This is a genomic window from Prevotella sp. oral taxon 313, from assembly GCF_003043935.1.
In the GTDB taxonomy this organism is placed as follows: Bacteria; Bacteroidota; Bacteroidia; order Bacteroidales; family Bacteroidaceae; genus Prevotella; species Prevotella jejuni.
Genome location: NZ_PYXE01000001.1, coordinates 249,970 through 266,919, shown reverse-complemented (window position 1 = coordinate 266,919; position 16,950 = coordinate 249,970). Strand labels below are relative to the sequence as shown.

The 16,950-nt window shown below is 35.1% G+C and carries 12 protein-coding genes and 1 pseudogene; 12 read left to right on the top strand and 1 reads right to left on the bottom strand.

The window, feature by feature from the left end; genetic code table 11:
• Positions 1–58 precede the first annotated feature (58 nt).
• The 10 genes from AXF23_RS01135 (at position 59) to AXF23_RS01095 (ending at position 13,263) form a co-directional block, all read left to right on the top strand.
• Entirely contained in the window at positions 59–1,198 is a 1,140-nt protein-coding gene (locus AXF23_RS01135) for a radical SAM protein (protein WP_107624000.1), read from the top strand.
• A gap of 1 nt (position 1,199) precedes the next feature.
• Positions 1,200–3,032 (top strand): YcaO-like family protein, encoded by a 1,833-nt coding sequence (locus AXF23_RS01130; protein ID WP_107623999.1) that lies wholly within the window; start codon positions 1,200–1,202, stop codon positions 3,030–3,032.
• Positions 3,033–3,043: 11 nt separating this feature from the next.
• Entirely contained in the window at positions 3,044–3,244 is a 201-nt protein-coding gene (locus AXF23_RS01125; RefSeq protein ID WP_107623998.1) for a hypothetical protein, read from the top strand.
• A 538-nt stretch (positions 3,245–3,782) separates the two neighbouring features.
• The gene (locus AXF23_RS01120; RefSeq protein ID WP_146156717.1) at positions 3,783–5,150 is read left to right on the top strand and encodes a hypothetical protein; all 1,368 of its coding nucleotides are present in this window, start codon (positions 3,783–3,785) and stop codon (positions 5,148–5,150) included.
• A 30-nt stretch (positions 5,151–5,180) separates the two neighbouring features.
• On the top strand, positions 5,181–6,875 hold the full coding sequence (locus AXF23_RS01115; RefSeq protein WP_107623996.1) for an MAC/perforin domain-containing protein: 1,695 nt from the start codon (positions 5,181–5,183) through the stop codon (positions 6,873–6,875).
• A gap of 64 nt (positions 6,876–6,939) precedes the next feature.
• Entirely contained in the window at positions 6,940–8,343 is a 1,404-nt protein-coding gene (locus AXF23_RS01110; RefSeq protein WP_107623995.1) for a leucine-rich repeat protein, read from the top strand.
• A 43-nt stretch (positions 8,344–8,386) separates the two neighbouring features.
• Positions 8,387–10,228: a B12-binding domain-containing radical SAM protein gene (locus AXF23_RS01105; protein ID WP_107623994.1), complete on the top strand. Its 1,842-nt coding sequence runs from the start codon at positions 8,387–8,389 to the stop codon at positions 10,226–10,228.
• Position 10,229: 1 nt separating this feature from the next.
• Positions 10,230–10,379 carry a hypothetical protein gene (locus tag AXF23_RS15890; RefSeq protein ID WP_155812157.1) on the top strand — a complete coding sequence of 50 codons (150 nt, stop codon included), beginning with the start codon at positions 10,230–10,232 and terminating at the stop codon, positions 10,377–10,379.
• A gap of 274 nt (positions 10,380–10,653) precedes the next feature.
• The gene (locus AXF23_RS01100; RefSeq protein ID WP_233251212.1) at positions 10,654–12,540 is read left to right on the top strand and encodes an outer membrane beta-barrel protein; all 1,887 of its coding nucleotides are present in this window, start codon (positions 10,654–10,656) and stop codon (positions 12,538–12,540) included.
• A gap of 60 nt (positions 12,541–12,600) precedes the next feature.
• On the top strand, positions 12,601–13,263 hold the full coding sequence (locus AXF23_RS01095; protein ID WP_009013359.1) for a hypothetical protein: 663 nt from the start codon (positions 12,601–12,603) through the stop codon (positions 13,261–13,263).
• Positions 13,264–13,410: 147 nt separating this feature from the next.
• Here AXF23_RS01095 and AXF23_RS01090 read toward each other — a convergent pair.
• Positions 13,411–13,704: pseudogene (locus AXF23_RS01090) on the bottom strand (conjugal transfer protein TraG); the annotation flags it as partial.
• A gap of 419 nt (positions 13,705–14,123) precedes the next feature.
• Between AXF23_RS01090 and AXF23_RS01080 the strand changes: the two are divergent.
• Complete coding sequence (locus AXF23_RS01080; protein ID WP_146156716.1) at positions 14,124–14,450, top strand: hypothetical protein; 327 nt, start codon at positions 14,124–14,126, stop codon at positions 14,448–14,450.
• 289 nt (positions 14,451–14,739) lie between these two features.
• Positions 14,740–16,950 carry a peptidase domain-containing ABC transporter gene (locus AXF23_RS01075; protein WP_107623990.1) on the top strand — a complete coding sequence of 737 codons (2,211 nt, stop codon included), beginning with the start codon at positions 14,740–14,742 and terminating at the stop codon, positions 16,948–16,950.

Here is a 16,950-nt window from a genome sequence, read left to right as displayed (position 1 = left end):
CAAATTTTGCAATTCAATAACATGAGTTGCAGGGTTTGGCACTTTTTAGAAGAAAACGATGGACATAACAAGTATTATAGTTAAAGTTTCATCTATTTGCAATCTCAATTGTAAATACTGTTACCTTTTCAACAAATCAGATAAGTCTCATCTACAATTTTCAAACATAATGACACAAGAAGTCGTTGTGGCAACTTTAAACAGAATAGAGGAATATCTGAAAAAAACTAAAAGAAAATCAATTGAACTGACTTTCTTAGGAGGCGAACCTTTAATTACAGGTATTGATTTTTATCGTAATTTCTTTGCTCTTGCAAATAAACACATTCATTCCGGTAGAATAATATATAGTATTCAAACAAATGGCACTTTATTGAATTCCGAATGGATAAATCTTTTTAGATTACATAATGTCTTTATAGGAGTGAGTCTTGACGGTGATGAGGAAGCGAATAAAGATAGAATCATGAAGTCTGGTAAGCCAGCTTTTTTACAGGCATTAAAAGGCATTAAAATTGCACTTAGCAGAAAAATGGATATTGGTATTCTATCTGTTATCCCAGTAAATACAAGCCCACTCGCTTATTATTCTTTTTTCAAAAAATTAGGCATCCAATATCTCGATTGTTTGATTCATGATGCTACTTATGAAACTTATAATAGTGATAACAGGGGAGTTGGAATATGGCTTTGTCAACTATATGACATATGGATAAATGACAAAGAACGTATATCCATAAGGACATTTGAGTCAATCATACGTTTGCTATGCAATCCAACTCTGAAGATAGGAGGTGAAATATTAGGAAATTCTGAGAATGGGGTAATTGATATTACTCCCAACGGAGACATTACCATTCCAGACACAATGCTGATTTGTGGAGAAAATTGCACCCCCAAAAACATATCCGTATTATCAAATAATCTTGATGACATCTTCGATAATCCAATTTTTGAATTGTACTACAATTCTCACAAAGAAAATTTTTTAGCTGAGAAATGCAGAAAATGTTGTATCAAAAGTGTATGTGGTGGTGGAATGCTAGCACATCGTTTCTCCAAAGGACGTGGCTTTACTAATCCTTCAGTATATTGTTTTGATTTATTTCTTCTGATTAAACACATTCAAAATGACTTCTTGAGTCGAATGAATATTTCATCAATAAAAACTCTAACTATTCAAGATTTTGATATATAAAATGAAAAAAAAATATAAAGAAAAATTTCCACAAGATACAATTCGTGATATTAGGGATTTTCTTTCTAATATAAATGTATTACTACGAGAACAATCTTGGTGTAAGCATGATTTTTATGCATGCAGACTCACATTGTCCAATTCTGGTCTTTCTTGTTTTGACATAGGAACAAATGGAAAAGGTCGTACATACGAATATGCACTTGCTTCTGGGTACGGAGAATTTATGGAGCGATTTCAAAATAGGATTTTACTTGAGCCTTCCTTTATCCATCAGATTCATCAGATTTTGCATCAAGAAAACTCATCATTATGCTCTGCTCTCAGAGGCATAGGGATCAGATCCGAGTTTATATTCGATCCTCACGAACGCTTTGAAAAGACAGCGATAGCTATAAAAGAAATTAAAGATAATGATGTATTATTGTTTTCAAATAAACCTGAAGATAATAAAAAAATTGAAAATTTGGTATTACAGAACCTAAGTAACGCCGATTCTATTATGATACCTTTTTACTCTGTAACAGATGATAAAGAGATATTTTTACCTGTAGAACTTTGCTATTGTGCTTCAGGCTCAAACGGAATGTGTGCTGGAAATTCATATCAGGAGGCGTTTCTACAAGGAATTTGCGAAATATTTGAACGTTATGCAGTGCGTAAGATTATTTTTAGTAAAATAACCCCTCCAACCCTTCCTATTGAGGCTTTCATGGGGACAAAAGCATCCGAAATGTATCGCAAACTGATATCTCTTGGATATCGAATTATTATCAAGGACTGCTCTCTGGGTATAGGGTTGCCTGTAGTTGGCGCGTATATTGTAAATCCTTATAATTCCACTTACAACTTCAAGGTAGGTTCTGATTTTGTTCAAGATATTGCCCTTGAAAGATGTTTGACAGAAGCTTTCCAATCAGCCGAAGGCTTCCGAGGACTATCTTTAAATAATCCTTGGTTGGATGAGAAAGAATGCGACAAGGAATATTGGTATGACAATTTTAATAATATAATCAAGAATAGTTCTGGTATTTGGCCATCTTGGATTCTTTATGAAAAAGCATCATATAAAGGTTCATTGTATCCTAGCGTATATGGGGACGACAATAAATCGGACGTTAATATTGCTTTCAAAATCATAAGCGAGTTAGGTTATAATGTATATATAAGAGATAATACTGCTAGCAATATCCCTGCATTATATATTTATATACCTGGCATGAGTACTCCATACGATAATGCCACTCATTTTTGCAACAATAACCGTTTCTTTTTTGAGACTGATCTTTCTGGTTTAGGAAAAATACCAAGCTCTAGCTCAGATGAAATTGAAGACCTATATAAGATGCTCATACAAATACCTTATAAAAACCTGCAGCAAATAGATCTCACTTCATATGCTTTGTATCAAAAATCTTCAGATATAAGAGGATTAAATATACTGCAACTGGTAATGATGCTAGCATATCAGATTGGAGATTATGATGTAACAACCTCTTTATTAAGGTCGTTAGCCTCTATTTCTCATGAGAGTAAAAAATATTTCTCTGTTGCAGCCAAGTTTGTTTTTCTTAAGAAGAAAGGTTATGATGTAGAAGATGCTCGAATGATTCTATTGCAAATATATGATAAAGGAACCGTTGATGAGGTTATATCAGATTTCAAAAATCCTATGGAAATTTTTAAGGATCACAAACTCCCTGATAGCCTGGCATCAATGAATTTAACAGATTTAACAGAAGGTGTAGAATTGTTAAAGATTTTCGATTCTCTTAATGATGCATTTAAGAGAAATGGGATTTTTCAAAAGGACATAAAAAATAAACTATACTAAATAAGATACAAATGGAAAAAGAAAAATCTGATGGATATACAGAGCAGCGTTCTGAGAAAGTCCGTAATCTATTAGGAGAAATACCACCATCGCTGGTAAGATGGGGTACTGCTATAATCGTTACTATATTCCTAGTTTTATTGTTAGTCATCTGTTTGATGCCCTATCCTCACTCAAAAGGAGAAAGTATTCTACAACATTTATTGATGTAATTTCTACTGCCTCACACAAGCAAGAGAATGCTCTTTTTTACTTCGCAATAGTAGGTTTCGATAGTCTCAATGAGAATATCGAAACCATTTTTGTTTGTGAAATTGACTATCGCGGGAATGGGCTGTCAGATTCTCTTTCTACAGATATTTTGACATTTGAAAAGCCACTCAACTTTGCCCCTATAACTCTTGCATCCAAACTGTTTCATCTTATCTATGCAACTATAGAAGTTTGGATTCCACTCAATAACATTCTCGTTTGGAGTAATCTCGAAATCTTTTAATGTAATAAATCTTTTTTTTATATAAACAATATATAGATAGTAAATAATGCTACAAATATAGCTAAAATACTAAGAAAATAAAAATTCAAAAAAAAAAAAAAACTATTTTTATTGTTATAAACAATATATATATGTATATTTGCAGCATCGATAAGATAATTAGTTGACATAATATTACAAAACAGACCTCACTGTAAAAAGGAGCGGAAACCGAAAAGCTATATGAGTAGGTCAAAACTTATATCCATATCGTTATGAAATTACGTCTTATAAATTTTACAATGTTAACAGTCATGCTGCTAAGTGGATGCACTGATGAGATGGAAAATGTTGTTTCCCATGATGACCTTATGGAGACGCAAGTAGCACGTACTCGTGCAATATCTGAAGAAATGATTTTGGAAGGAACCCCTAAAGAACTTGTCATTTCAGAAGATATGAAGAAGATGAAAAAATTGTATAATAGAACTCATTCACAATCCAAAATAGCACTTGCCCGCTTTGAGGATTACAACTCGTATGATGATACTTTCTGGAGTAATATGTTTGCTATTCGTGAAATGCCAGCAACCATAAAGGTTCGTTCTATAGCTACAAATGGATCAACGAGTGGATACGTCAACCTTTATTGTAAAGGAAAAGGGGCAGAGGTATCTCTGAACAATTCTAATGATGCAAGGAATAATCGTTTTTACATTAAAGTTCTTCCCGCTTCTACAGGAATACCATACCTTATCTATTCTACATCTTCAGGGACTCCTTTGACCGTAGGTTACTATACTAAAAAGCCAGATGAGAAGATATTAATGGCAGCAAAGGAAGAAAATGTTTCATTAATGAGTGCGGGATGGGATTTACTTCGGTCAAATACCTACAAAAACTATTATGCAATTCAAAGTGAAATCTATTTGGGGCAGTCTGATCCAAATAATTCTTGGTCAATTTTCTATTATGTTCTTGAAGCTGCAAGTGGAAATAAGGTTCGCTATGCTCAAAGGGTTGACAATAAGGCCCAGCAGGAATTTATAATAACTCCAGATGCAAAATTCGATATTATATCTTTAGAATACGATGTAGTTTCACCTTCTGTCAGTAAATCAACTTTTTCCAAAGTAATGACGGTAAAAAACACATCTTCACAAGAAAAAAGTATAAATGTTCCATTTGACTTTTATGAAATGGAAAATTCTTTTTTTAATAGGAATTCTTGGAATGTTAATTTGAATTTTAGTAATCCGAATATCAAGTTTAAACGCCCTTCTGTTATAAGCGGTAATGTCGTATCTCCAGATGTGAATTCGTCAGAAGATGCTCTATTCTTAAGTAATGGGTATCAAAATATTAATAGACATGTTGTATATACCTATCCTATTAGATGCAAAGCTTCTTCTATAGCAAAAGTTACATTGAACTTTGTTAAATATAATGTAACTATAAAGTATACGGCAAAGGCTCAATGCACAATTGATGGCAATATTCGTGAATGTATCTTAAAAGGAACATGGACTGGCAGCATAATTGAAGATCCTAAGGAAGTACGACCGAAAGAATCAATTACATACACGCCCCTTGATTCGGACGGGGATATAATTTTGGAAAAAACATTGCCACTCCAAAGATAGCTATATATTAATAGTAATAAAGCCATAATTATGAATAAGCTATATTATTTATTTATGGGTATACTGTTCATTACAATTATGAATAGTTGCTCCAACGAAGATGTCGTACCATCTATCGAGAGTCATTCTTGGGCAGAGGATATTATTCTTCAAAAGCGCTCAACTTCAGTTCCTAAAGCTAAAAATATGCCTTTTAGGGCAATTAATAAAAAGCAAACACGCAGCTATGTTGGGAATAATGATATGATTGGAGATTCGGAAATACTTCTTGGTTATTCATATACAGTTGGGAATTCAATAGTTGGTTCTATAGAAAACGTTAAGTTCCCAGTCTTAGACCTTAACAAGATTAAGACGAAGTATTCCACTTCAATAACAAGAAAGCAGTTAAACTCCACAGGTAATTATGCTTTTTCGTATAATGGGATGTCGAGGTATGAAACAAACAGTCAAGTATCGAGAACTGTAAAAGCGGGGTTCAGCCTAAATTTAGGTCTGTTCAAGATTGGAAGAGAGAAAAAAATGACAGAATTGTTCAAGACTAGTTTTTCTTCAGAATCTAATTGCGTTTATGGTGAATTAAACTTGGAAATTAAAGGAAGTCAATATGAACTTTTGACGACAGCAGCAAAAAGGAAGATTTATGCCCGAGAGTGTTTAAGTGAGACTTTTCTTACAGATCTTTACAGAGGAACTATGGGAAATCTTATTGAGGTATATGGACCGTTTGTTTTAAGAAGTTATATCACAGGAGGTAAGGCTACTGCCTTTTATTCTGGTAGATCTGCAAAAGGTACTTCATCCGAAAGTAAAGAAAAGGGGTTGACTAATGATATTAACGCCTCTTTCACTTGGAAATCAAACTCTGCATCAGGAAATCTTTCTTTTGGTAAAAACACAGGTTCTGGAAGTTCCTCACAGTATGAAACTCAGGAGACAGAAGTTTATGTTGAAACTTTTGGAGGAGACCCCGCACATAGAGTAATCGTTGCTCCCCAAAAATTAGACAATCTTTCTGTCGATTTGTCCTCTTGGCTTAATTCTCTCAGTAATCGTAACTCTTATACAATTATAGATATTACTTCTGGATTCAACGAGGGAGAGGGCGGTCTATATCCCTTGTCTGATTTTGTGTTAGAAAAGAATTTTCGATACAGGCTGGATGACACAACAAATGGGTTCCTTGAGTCATTTGGTGAGGTTCAAGATCCTAAAATAGAGATTGTGAAAGTCCTAGCGAAGACAACATCTACAGGAGAAAAGTTATACGAGATTGCTGCAATTTTAAATACACGACAGGGAGATAAAATAATTCTCAGTGATGGGACATATCTTAACGCTTCTGATTCCGAATTGCGCGCAAATAACGATAATCAGACAATGATGGGTAAAGTCCAAAAAATTTTCACAAAGAAAAAAATGTTCTTTCAAGGTTTAACCTTCTCAACGAATTACAATACGACATATAATCCCAATGTTCGTAAGCCTCTATGCATCCGTATGGATGGTTTTGATGAGAGTAAAATGACTCTATTCGAAGATCCAAATTCAAATATGAGATACATCTATGACTCTTCTAAAAAAATAGCCTTTTCATATCTGTACGATCCAGAGTATGGAGACGAAGTATTGGATTATTATGGAATAAGGGATTGGGTAGATTCACTTCCCAAACGTAAAATATCTCTTATGATACTTCAAAACTATACAATTATAGGACTCTAAGCGAGTAAGTGGGGTAAAATATTTTATCCCACTTGAAAGATATTTACTATAAAATAGAATTATTATGCGCAAAACACTAAAATTATTACTCATATTGAGTGCAATTATTATGACAGCCTGCCATAATAATGGGCAGGAAATAGATATTAGTTGGACACAAGAAGCAGCAAGAATAGTTCACGGTGGCATCAAGACTGATTTTGAACATAAAACAATCTCTCTTGATTTCTCTGCGGATACTCAAATCAAGATATCAAGTTCATCAAGTGAAAACTGGATAAAACCGACCGTTATTTTTTCTGACGGGAAAGGGCAATTGAGCATTGAAATATTGGAAAATAATACTCTTTCATCAAGAGAGGGAAATGTTATTTTCATAGTGCAGGGAACGATTGTTACTATAAAGGTTTTTCAAGATGGTAATCCAAAAGTTAGTACAGATAAAAAAATCTATTATCAAGGAGCTGATGGTGGTAATGTCGAAATTCATGTAAAAGCAAAGGGAGAGTTATCCGCAGGAATTTATCCTACTGATTGTAAGTGGGCAAAAGTGGTTAAGACTATTCCAAGTGGTGACAATGAATATGCAATAACGGTTGCCATTGATAAAAATGAGGGATTAGGTAGAGTTGCTTCTGTTGATTTTAAAGTCAATGGGAAAACTGCAAATCAGGATTGTGGCCCATGTCTGGTTCAGGAGCCTGCACCTTTTACTAACACAACGACCATAATATGTGAGAAGCCAGGCTGTTTACAAGTGCTCATGGGAAATGATTTAACCAATCTTCGACGTATCAGATCACTTAAACTAATAGGTAATATTAATGGTCTTGATTTTATCTTGTTGAGAAATTTATTCATGGATACAAATGAAAGCCTATACCAATATCCTGTAGATATAGACCTCTCTGAATGTAATATAGTTGCAGGTAATCAAAATCCATATGAGTATTTCGGTTGGCACCCATATAAAATATTTGAAGATGTTTTTATGTATGATGAGATACCATCGGGAGTTTTCAGCAATGCTACTAATTTGAAGAGCATTATTCTCCCTAAAAATCTGAAAATAGTTGGTTATTCTGCTTTTGCTGGGTGTAAAAGCCTTAAGACAATAGATATCCCTGCTGATGTAGAGGAAATTAATAGTAAAGCATTTTATGGATGTATTAGACTGCAAGAAATCAAGCTTGCATCCAACGTAAGCCTTACCTCTATTGGAAATCAAGCTTTCACGACAAAATCTACATTGAATGAACTAACAATTCCAGCTACAGTTGTTAATATGGGAGTTGAAACCTTCTTAGGTTGTTCTGTTTCAAAACTTCACCTTAAATGGTTAGAGCCTCTTGAGATTCGCATAATTCCTACAGTTGAAGGTTGTACTCTCTATGTGCCTCAAGGCACCGCAGCTATTTATCGTAAAACACAGAATTGGTCTAAATTCTCCAATGTCATAGAGGAGTAAGATGGAGTTAATTTATGATTTTTAAAATTTTAAATTGAGATTGATGAAAAAAGCAAGAATAACATTATGTTGGCTGCCACCAGCTAAACCATATTTACCATCTCCTTCTATGACCGTATTAAAGCAAACTTTATTAGATTCAGGCTTTGATGCACAGATCATATATTGGAATATATTATTAGAAAAAATATTATTAAAGTATTTTTTTAACGAAAAAAAGGTATTAAATGATGAAATTGCAATATTAGGTCCATTTTATGCCTATATTGCAATTGAATGCAATGATAAAAATACGTTAATTAAGCAAGAACTATATTTAAGAGCTTTAAAACCCCAATATACAAACAATAACTTTAATTTTCAAAAACATATTCGCGAATGCATATCCGAATTAGAAACTACCATAATTAATATATGCAATGAACATAATGTGAAGGAAAGCTTGTTTGTTGGCATGCATATGAGCCTGTTTCAATGGGTTCCAGCATATGTCTTGGGGATAATTATAAAAAGGTTGAACCCTGATACATTTATTGCAGCTGGTGGCATAGGTAATCCAAAGCAAGCAAAAGCATATATCAAAAATTTCAAATATATAGACCTCTCTTCTTGGGGAGAGGGTGAAAGCATCATTTCTGATTTAGCAAACAAAAAATTAAAAGGAGAAGATTTAAGTACTTTATCTCAGTGTTATATTCGCAAAGATGATAGTATTGTTCGAAGCACTGTCATAAAGAAAGAATATGCAGATTTAGACAAATTACAATATTCTGACTTTTATGATTTTTTTAAAAGCTATAAGGGAAGATTAAAAGACGTAATGATACCAATAGAGGGCGCAAGAGGTTGTCATTGGAATCGGTGTCATTTTTGTTTTTTGAATCAAGGATATAAGTATCGTCGAAAGAGTGCTGAGGTTATAAAAGAAGAAATCTTGTATAACATAAAAAAATATTCTGTTTACGATTTTACTTTTCTGGATAATGATGTTATTGGAAAGGATAGAGAAAAGTTCAATTTCCTCTTAGACAAACTTATAGAAATAAAGAACAATTATCCTAAATTTCGAGTTATGCTTGCAGAGATAATTACTCGTGGGATTGATTTTGAGACAATAAAGAAAATGCACATAGCAGGATTTTTTCATGTTCAAATTGGATATGAATCACCTAGTGATACTCTTCTATACAAAATAGATAAGAAAAACTCATTTGCAAGCAACTTGTTTTTCATAAAATGGGCACATGAATTAAACATAAATGTTGGAGGAATGAATGTATTACGAGGCCTTTTAGAAGAGAATTTAGAAGATATTAAAGAAAGTGTACAAAACCTTCATTTTATGCGATTCTACCAATTAGGAAATAAATATAAACATGAAATTTCATCGCTAGCAATCAACGATGCCTCAAGATATTTTAATCGTGTAAGTAAATCAGAAATCCAAATATCATATTCAGATGCCGTAAAAGAAATGTTACCAGATGATTTTTTGCCATTTGAAGAAAGTTTAAGTATTTATCAATATGTGAGAAAATTTCAGGCTATAGCATGGGATTATTTTGTTAGTATAGAAAGCCACTATGCCCAAAACAAATATTCATACGAGCTCACAAAAGTATCTAACGAGATTATCAGATATACAGAATATTATAATTCGAATTCAATTAGAATTATAGATTTTAATCGTTCAGATTTGGCTTGGAAAGTCCTCGAATTATCAAACAAAAGTATTATAACGATTGAGCAATTAGGTAAGATTTTAGGCGTTGATATTGATATGATTAAAAAACAAATTAACGAATTAAGAGATGTAGGGCTTTTATATGTCGGAAAACAATCCAAAGAATGCATCTCAATTATTAACACTTTAAATATTTTATAAAATGAACATTATTAGTGATTCTTCGTTGGATTATCTTGATGAGATGACTAACGGTGGACTTAATGAGTCCGAAAGTGATGCTGTTCTTTATGTCCAACCTACTATCAGAGATGTTGGTGATATTGGAGTAACAAATGGTGTAAGATTTTAGTAATAACAATTTGTTAAATAGTATAAGATGGTGTACCTTTTCGATACACCATCTTATAGAGATTTTAGTAAAGTAAGTAAATGGGAAAGTGAAGATGAGAAAGGGTGTAATCATATTTGTATCTTCGATAATATTTATATATTGTCAATCAGTTTCTGCACAAAACGTAGTAGATTCGCTGGGGGCTGATAGTCTTATCAGGCAGCTTCCTGAAGTAATGATAAAAGGTGAGCACCCATTGGCAGTGGTTCATGGAAGTGCTATAACTTATGATTTGCCTCGCATAATTGAGAAGAAAGGTGTGGATAATGTATTTGATGCAATCAAAGAACTTCCAGGAATTACTGAGAAAGACGGCAAATACCAGTTGGCAAATAGAAATGTGACTATAGCTTTGAATGGGAAAGTTATGTCTTTGACTTCAGACCAGATAACTCAGCTATTGAGGAGTATGCCTGCCAGTCGACTTGAAAGGGCTGATGTAATGTATTCTGCTCCAGCAAAGTCGCAGATTCGCGGCGCCCTAATTAACATACAATTAAAAAATGGTGCCCAATCAGAAGTGCCTTTGCAAGGTGAATTTAATGTAGCCTATAATCAGACACATCATGCTATGTTCGGTGAGCGTGCATCCTTTCTTTACCACACAGGGAAGTTTACAATGGATGCAATGTATCTACATAGTCATGGCAGAGTTTTTAAGATTACTGATGAAGATTCTCGGCACAGCCTCAATAATGGAACAATCCATGAGATAAAAGATAAGCAAGCACAACTTGTCAAGCAATTTGGGCACGACTATCGCATAAGCACTGAATATGAATTTGCAAAAAATCATAACCTGTCACTGTCATATCTGACAAATTACAGTAATCGTGATATCTATGGTAACTATACTGGTGACATCGTTGGTAGAACCTTATCAACACGCCGTACATGGCTACACAATATCAAGTTAGACTATCAGGCTCCATTTGGTTTAAAAGCAGGTATTGAAACTACCTATTATCATGATCCCGAGAAACAAGATCTGCAAAGTGTTACACCTACTGGGAATCTTAATTTCCTCGTCGATAATGACCAGCGTGTAAATGTTTGGCGTTATTACTTATCTCAGGAACATCAATTAAAATATAATTGGAACTTGAATTATGGAGTTTGGTATAAACAGTCTCTTAACCATAGTTTACAGTTTTATCAAAACCTATCTGTAATCAACTACATACGCCAAAGAGAAGATATAGCCAACACTTATATTGGAGTAGGGAAGAATTGGAATAACAAATTTATCTTAGACGCTTCTTTAGCAGCGGAATATTATCATTCACCGCAATGGCATCAATGGAATATATATCCCACACTGAACCTGACATATGTTCACAATCCTAGCAATATATGGATACTAAGTTTCTCAACCGACCGAACTTATCCAGAATATTGGACAATGAATAATTTTACAGTATATAGTAATGGTGGATATGATGAGATTACGGGTAACCCATATCTTAAACCTGCTAAATCATACCAAACAAATATAGTATGGGTACTGAAAAACAAGTATCATTTTGTGGCAGGGTTCAACTATGTTGACGATTATTTCATACAGACACCATATCAGCGTCCAAACCGTTTGGTTACAACTTTTAAGTATGTAAATCTTAATTACCAGCATCAAGCCTTCTTGCAGGCTGTTATTCCTCATAAGTTCGGTTCATGGTTAGACTCCCGATTAACATTAACTGGGCTTTGGATGCATGAGAAATGCGATGACTTTTATGATTTACCATTTAATAGAGCCATATTATATGGAATGGCACAGGTGAGCAATGTTATCACACTAAATACCAAGTCCAATTTGTCGCTGACAGTTGATGGGATGATACGTAGCAAAGCTCATCAGGCTATTTATGATTTACCTGGATCCGGTAACTTAGATATTGGCCTTCGCTGGCAATTTTGGAAAAAACAAGCTATACTGCATATTTTCTGTAATGACTTGTTCAAGACTTCTTCCGTCAATCCCCGTATTAATTTCAAAGGACAGTATATGAAGATGAACTTTAGCTGCTATCGTGAATTTGGAGTTTCCTTGACAGTCAAGTTTGGAGGATATAAAGCTAAGAATAGTGAGGTAATTAATACGTCTAGGTTCCGTAAGTAATCATAGAAGTGAGAAATCTGCAAAGATCATAATTTAGGAGTTTATAAAAAATTGAGGATTATGGTAAAGGATAAGTTAACATCATATAAGTTTCCTCCACCAAAGGCTTATATTCCTGCTCTTTCAAATCAGACTAAGAATACTTTATTCAACAAGGTCAGAATCTTCACATTGATATTATGTTTGATTTGCTCCTTCTCATCAGAAGTAAATGCTCAGAAAATATTAATTTGTGATGCTGTTACTAGATTCCCAATAAAAGATGTGGAAGTAAAGGCTGATAGAATATTAGTTGGAAGAACATCTTATTTAGGAGAAATAATTTTACCAAAGACATTTAATGTTGTGAGTTTTAGATCTAATGGTTATTTACTAGAAACTCTCTACCAAAATGAAGTACCACGCGACACAATGTTCCTATATCCATCAGAAAATACTCTTAACGAAGTAGTAGTATGGGGGAAATATAGGGTTAATGTTGACCAAATTTCAAGTAACATGCCAAGGAGAGATTTGAAAGATTTTGGTTATATAGCACCAGTAAAGAAACTTATAAATGGAGGTTATGATGTTGCTACAATGCTTGATAAGCGCCTAAGACGAGACCGTAAGCATGTGACAAAACTTAGAGAGATCTTTGAAAAGTTAGATGGTAAAGATCCTATAGAGCGAGCATATACCAAGGAAGTTGAAGAAAACAGTGTTAGAAATTTCAATCAATAGAACCAAAGATAAACTTATAGAAGTTACGGCATTCTAAAAATTAAATAATAAAATTTATAATATGAAATATAATATTTGTACTATTTTATATTTATAATATGAGCAAAAAAAGGTCTTAACGTTATTAAGTTAACAAATCATTATTTCTTATTCCTTTATTAAATGACAGAGACTCGGATCGTTCTTTATTCTCACCATTTTAGAAGCAACCAAATCTAATATATTCTGCTTCACGCATTTATAGTTGGCTTCGATGGTTTCTTTGAGATTATCAGAGCTAACTTCATTTTTGAAGTCCACTATCATAGGTATAGGCTGATATGCTTTCATTTCAGCAGAGACATTGGTACTATCCACCACTATCTCCGCATGGAAGATCTTTTGTTCGATACGCTCGTCGAAGTTATCGGATACTGCACCTTCAAACATACCCTGACCCGTTGGCGGAATTAAGGCTGAATTTACCAAGTCTTTTGAAAAAACTTGCATATATCAAGAGTTTTTACGAAATTCGCATATAAGTTGTGCATACGGATTATTGAACTTAGTGTGTCGGTTATTACTAAGTTACAAAACATCTTTTATATGCAGCTTTTCTTGCATATTAAATTATCCTTTAATTTAATCCCGCCAACGAGTTATATATAGTATAATATAGCAAATACAGTGAAAATACGAAGGAAATACAAATTTTTGAAAATAAAATAACTATTTTCTTGTTATAAACAATATCTATTTGTATATTTGCGACAAGAAAAGGAAAATACCATTTTAGTATAATTATCTAGCAGACCATACTGTAAAAAGGAGCGGAAACCGAAAAGCTATACGAGTAGATTATAACTTTATCTAGTTTATTTATGAAAAAGATGACTTTATCAAAGATGAATGCTGAAATTAATTCTTCCATTCAGTCATTGATTGAAACTAATGAACTTCAATCAGTTTTGGGTGGTAGCAATGAAACTTATGTAGTGGAAGAATCTACAGCACATCAAGCTGCAAAGCAAGATAGCGCATGCTATCGTGCGATTATTCCTCCTGTAAAACAGAGGCAAGCAGTTTATGGGACTGAAACAAAGGATACACTTTCTGTCCCACTTAATATTAAAAATGTTGGTCCTCACGCCAAGATATTGACAATGCGAAGGCCAGTATTGACAAAACTTTTACATTTAATCCGATGACTTCATTAGCCATAGGTTTTACTCACCAGTATAATCGCTCTACTACCGAGATAACTGAAGCCAATATGTCAAAACATCTTAGTATTCGTATGATCTCTGAGCAAAGCAAATCCTCTGAAGACCTTAAAATACTCGTTTTTTGGCGCAATGCTCATAATCAATCTAATTTTGAAATATTATGGTGGAATAAATCATAAGGCTAAGGAGTTAATCTGCCTATATGGTCTCTAATACATAATCATCGAATAGGGAAAATCTTTTTTCTTCAATCTTCTCAAATAGGCAAAGCATGATTTTAAAAATACAACAAGACGCAATGGATTGTGGCCCTTCGTGTTTGGCAATGATTGTCAAATATTATGGAAAAGATGTAAGCATAGAACAATTACGAAAAATCTGTTCCTTAGGCAAAGACGGGGTCTCTCTTCTTGGTATCAGTAAAGCCGCTGAGACCATTGGCCTTAAAACTATTGGAGGGCGTTTGAGTTTAAATACCCTCGCCCATGAAATTCCTCTACCTTGCATCGTCCATTGGAATCAGAACCATTTTGTTGTTGTCTATAAGATAAAAAAGCATAATAAAGAAAAATATACCGTATATGTGGCAGATCCGGGCAAAGGACATGTTACCTATACCAAAGAGGAGTTTTGCGAACATTGGATAAGCACTAAGAACAATGGCGAGGAGAAAGGTATTGCTCTTCTCCTCGAACCAACAGAACAATTCTATGCTCAAAACGATACGAAAGCAGTGCCGACTCAAAGGCGAGTGAAATTTCTCTGGAACTATCTCAAGAAATACAAGCGTTTCTTTACGCAACTCATTCTCGGTTTGTTACTCGGTTCACTCCTGCAACTTATTTTCCCTTTCCTCACCCAAGCCATCGTTGATACGGGTATAGGAGGAAAGGATATAGGCTTTGTATGGTTGGTGCTCTTGGCAGAGATGATGCTACTTTTCAGCCGTACCGCCATCGAATTTATCCGCTCCAAAATACTCCTGCACATCTCCACACGTATTAATATCTCGCTCATATCGGATTTCTTCATCAAGCTGATGAAACTGCCAATGAAGTTCTTCGACACCAAACTAATGGGCGACCTCTTGCAGCGTATTGAAGACCACCGGCGTGTGGAGCAGTTCCTCACGTCGAGTAGTCTGAGCCTGCTCTTCTCTTTCTTCACCTTTCTTGTCTTCGGTGTAGTCCTTGCAGTCTATAATCTCGGCATCTTCTTTGTCTTCCTCATGGGAACATCGCTTTACGCAGGCTGGATTATACTCTTCCTCAAAAAGCGCAGACAGCTTGACTATAAGTATTTCGAGCAGGCAGGACGCAACCGCAACGTCACCTACCAACTTTTAGGCGGTATGCAGGAAATCAAGCTGCAAGGATGCGAGCAGCGCAAACGTTGGGAATGGGAGGACGTGCAAGCCGACCTGTTTAAGGTCAATCTACAATCGCTCAATCTGCAACAAGTACAACAGGCAGGAAGCATCACCATCAATGAGGTGAAGAACATCCTCATTACCGTACTTGCAGCCACAGCCGTAATACACGGAAATATGACACTCGGTATGATGCTGGCGGTACAGTACATCATCGGACAGCTCAACAGCCCTGTGGAACAACTTATTCAGTTTATCTACTCATGGCAAGACGTAAGCATCAGCCTTGACCGCATGAACGAAATCCACACCGAGACCAACGAGGAAAATGTCGAACGGACACGTACCGCCTATACGGACAAGACTACCGAAGGACATTCCCTCACGATAAAAGACCTATCCTTCAAATATGATATCTACAGTCTGAAAGATATTCTCTCCGACATCAATCTCTCTATTCCCAACGGCAAGGTAACGGCAATCGTGGGAGCGAGTGGAAGCGGAAAGACAACGCTCGTAAAACTCCTTTTGGGATTCTATGAGCCATTAAACGGAAGTATTCAGATAGGCAGTGCCAATTTGAGTGAATACAACCTCGGCTGGTGGCGAAGCCAATGCGGTGCGGTGATGCAGGAGGGATATCTCTTCTCCGATACCATTGCGAGAAACATCGCAATATCTGACGATGAACCCGACATCGAACGTATCCGTCATGCTGCCCGTGTAGCAAACATAGCCGACTATATAGAAGCCCTGCCTTTGGCTTACAACACGATGATAGGACAGGACGGACAAGGCATTAGTCAAGGGCAACGACAACGCATCCTTATTGCAAGGGTAGTCTATAAGAATCCAATGTTTGTCTTTCTGGATGAAGCGACCAATGCCCTCGATGCCAACAATGAACGAGCCATTACAGAAAACCTCTCGGAGTTCTACAAGGGAAAAACAGTTGTAGTAGTGGCACACCGCCTTTCCACTGTTCGCGATGCCGACCAAATTGTAGTTTTGGATGAAGGTGAAATTGTAGAGGTAGGTACACACGAGGAACTGACTGCCAAACGTGGTAAATATTTTGCCTTAGTAAAGAATCAATTAGAACTTGGCAACTAA

Coding starts and splice junctions, on each gene's coding strand:
- AXF23_RS01135 (WP_107624000.1), top strand. CDS start 59: ATGGACATAACAAGTATTATAGTTAAAGTTTCATCTATTTGCAATCTC.
- AXF23_RS01130 (WP_107623999.1), top strand. CDS start 1,200: ATGAAAAAAAAATATAAAGAAAAATTTCCACAAGATACAATTCGTGAT.
- AXF23_RS01125 (WP_107623998.1), top strand. CDS start 3,044: ATGGAAAAAGAAAAATCTGATGGATATACAGAGCAGCGTTCTGAGAAA.
- AXF23_RS01120 (WP_146156717.1), top strand. CDS start 3,783: ATGAAATTACGTCTTATAAATTTTACAATGTTAACAGTCATGCTGCTA.
- AXF23_RS01115 (WP_107623996.1), top strand. CDS start 5,181: ATGAATAAGCTATATTATTTATTTATGGGTATACTGTTCATTACAATT.
- AXF23_RS01110 (WP_107623995.1), top strand. CDS start 6,940: ATGCGCAAAACACTAAAATTATTACTCATATTGAGTGCAATTATTATG.
- AXF23_RS01105 (WP_107623994.1), top strand. CDS start 8,387: ATGAAAAAAGCAAGAATAACATTATGTTGGCTGCCACCAGCTAAACCA.
- AXF23_RS15890 (WP_155812157.1), top strand. CDS start 10,230: ATGAACATTATTAGTGATTCTTCGTTGGATTATCTTGATGAGATGACT.
- AXF23_RS01095 (WP_009013359.1), top strand. CDS start 12,601: ATGGTAAAGGATAAGTTAACATCATATAAGTTTCCTCCACCAAAGGCT.
- AXF23_RS01080 (WP_146156716.1), top strand. CDS start 14,124: ATGAAAAAGATGACTTTATCAAAGATGAATGCTGAAATTAATTCTTCC.
- AXF23_RS01075 (WP_107623990.1), top strand. CDS start 14,740: ATGATTTTAAAAATACAACAAGACGCAATGGATTGTGGCCCTTCGTGT.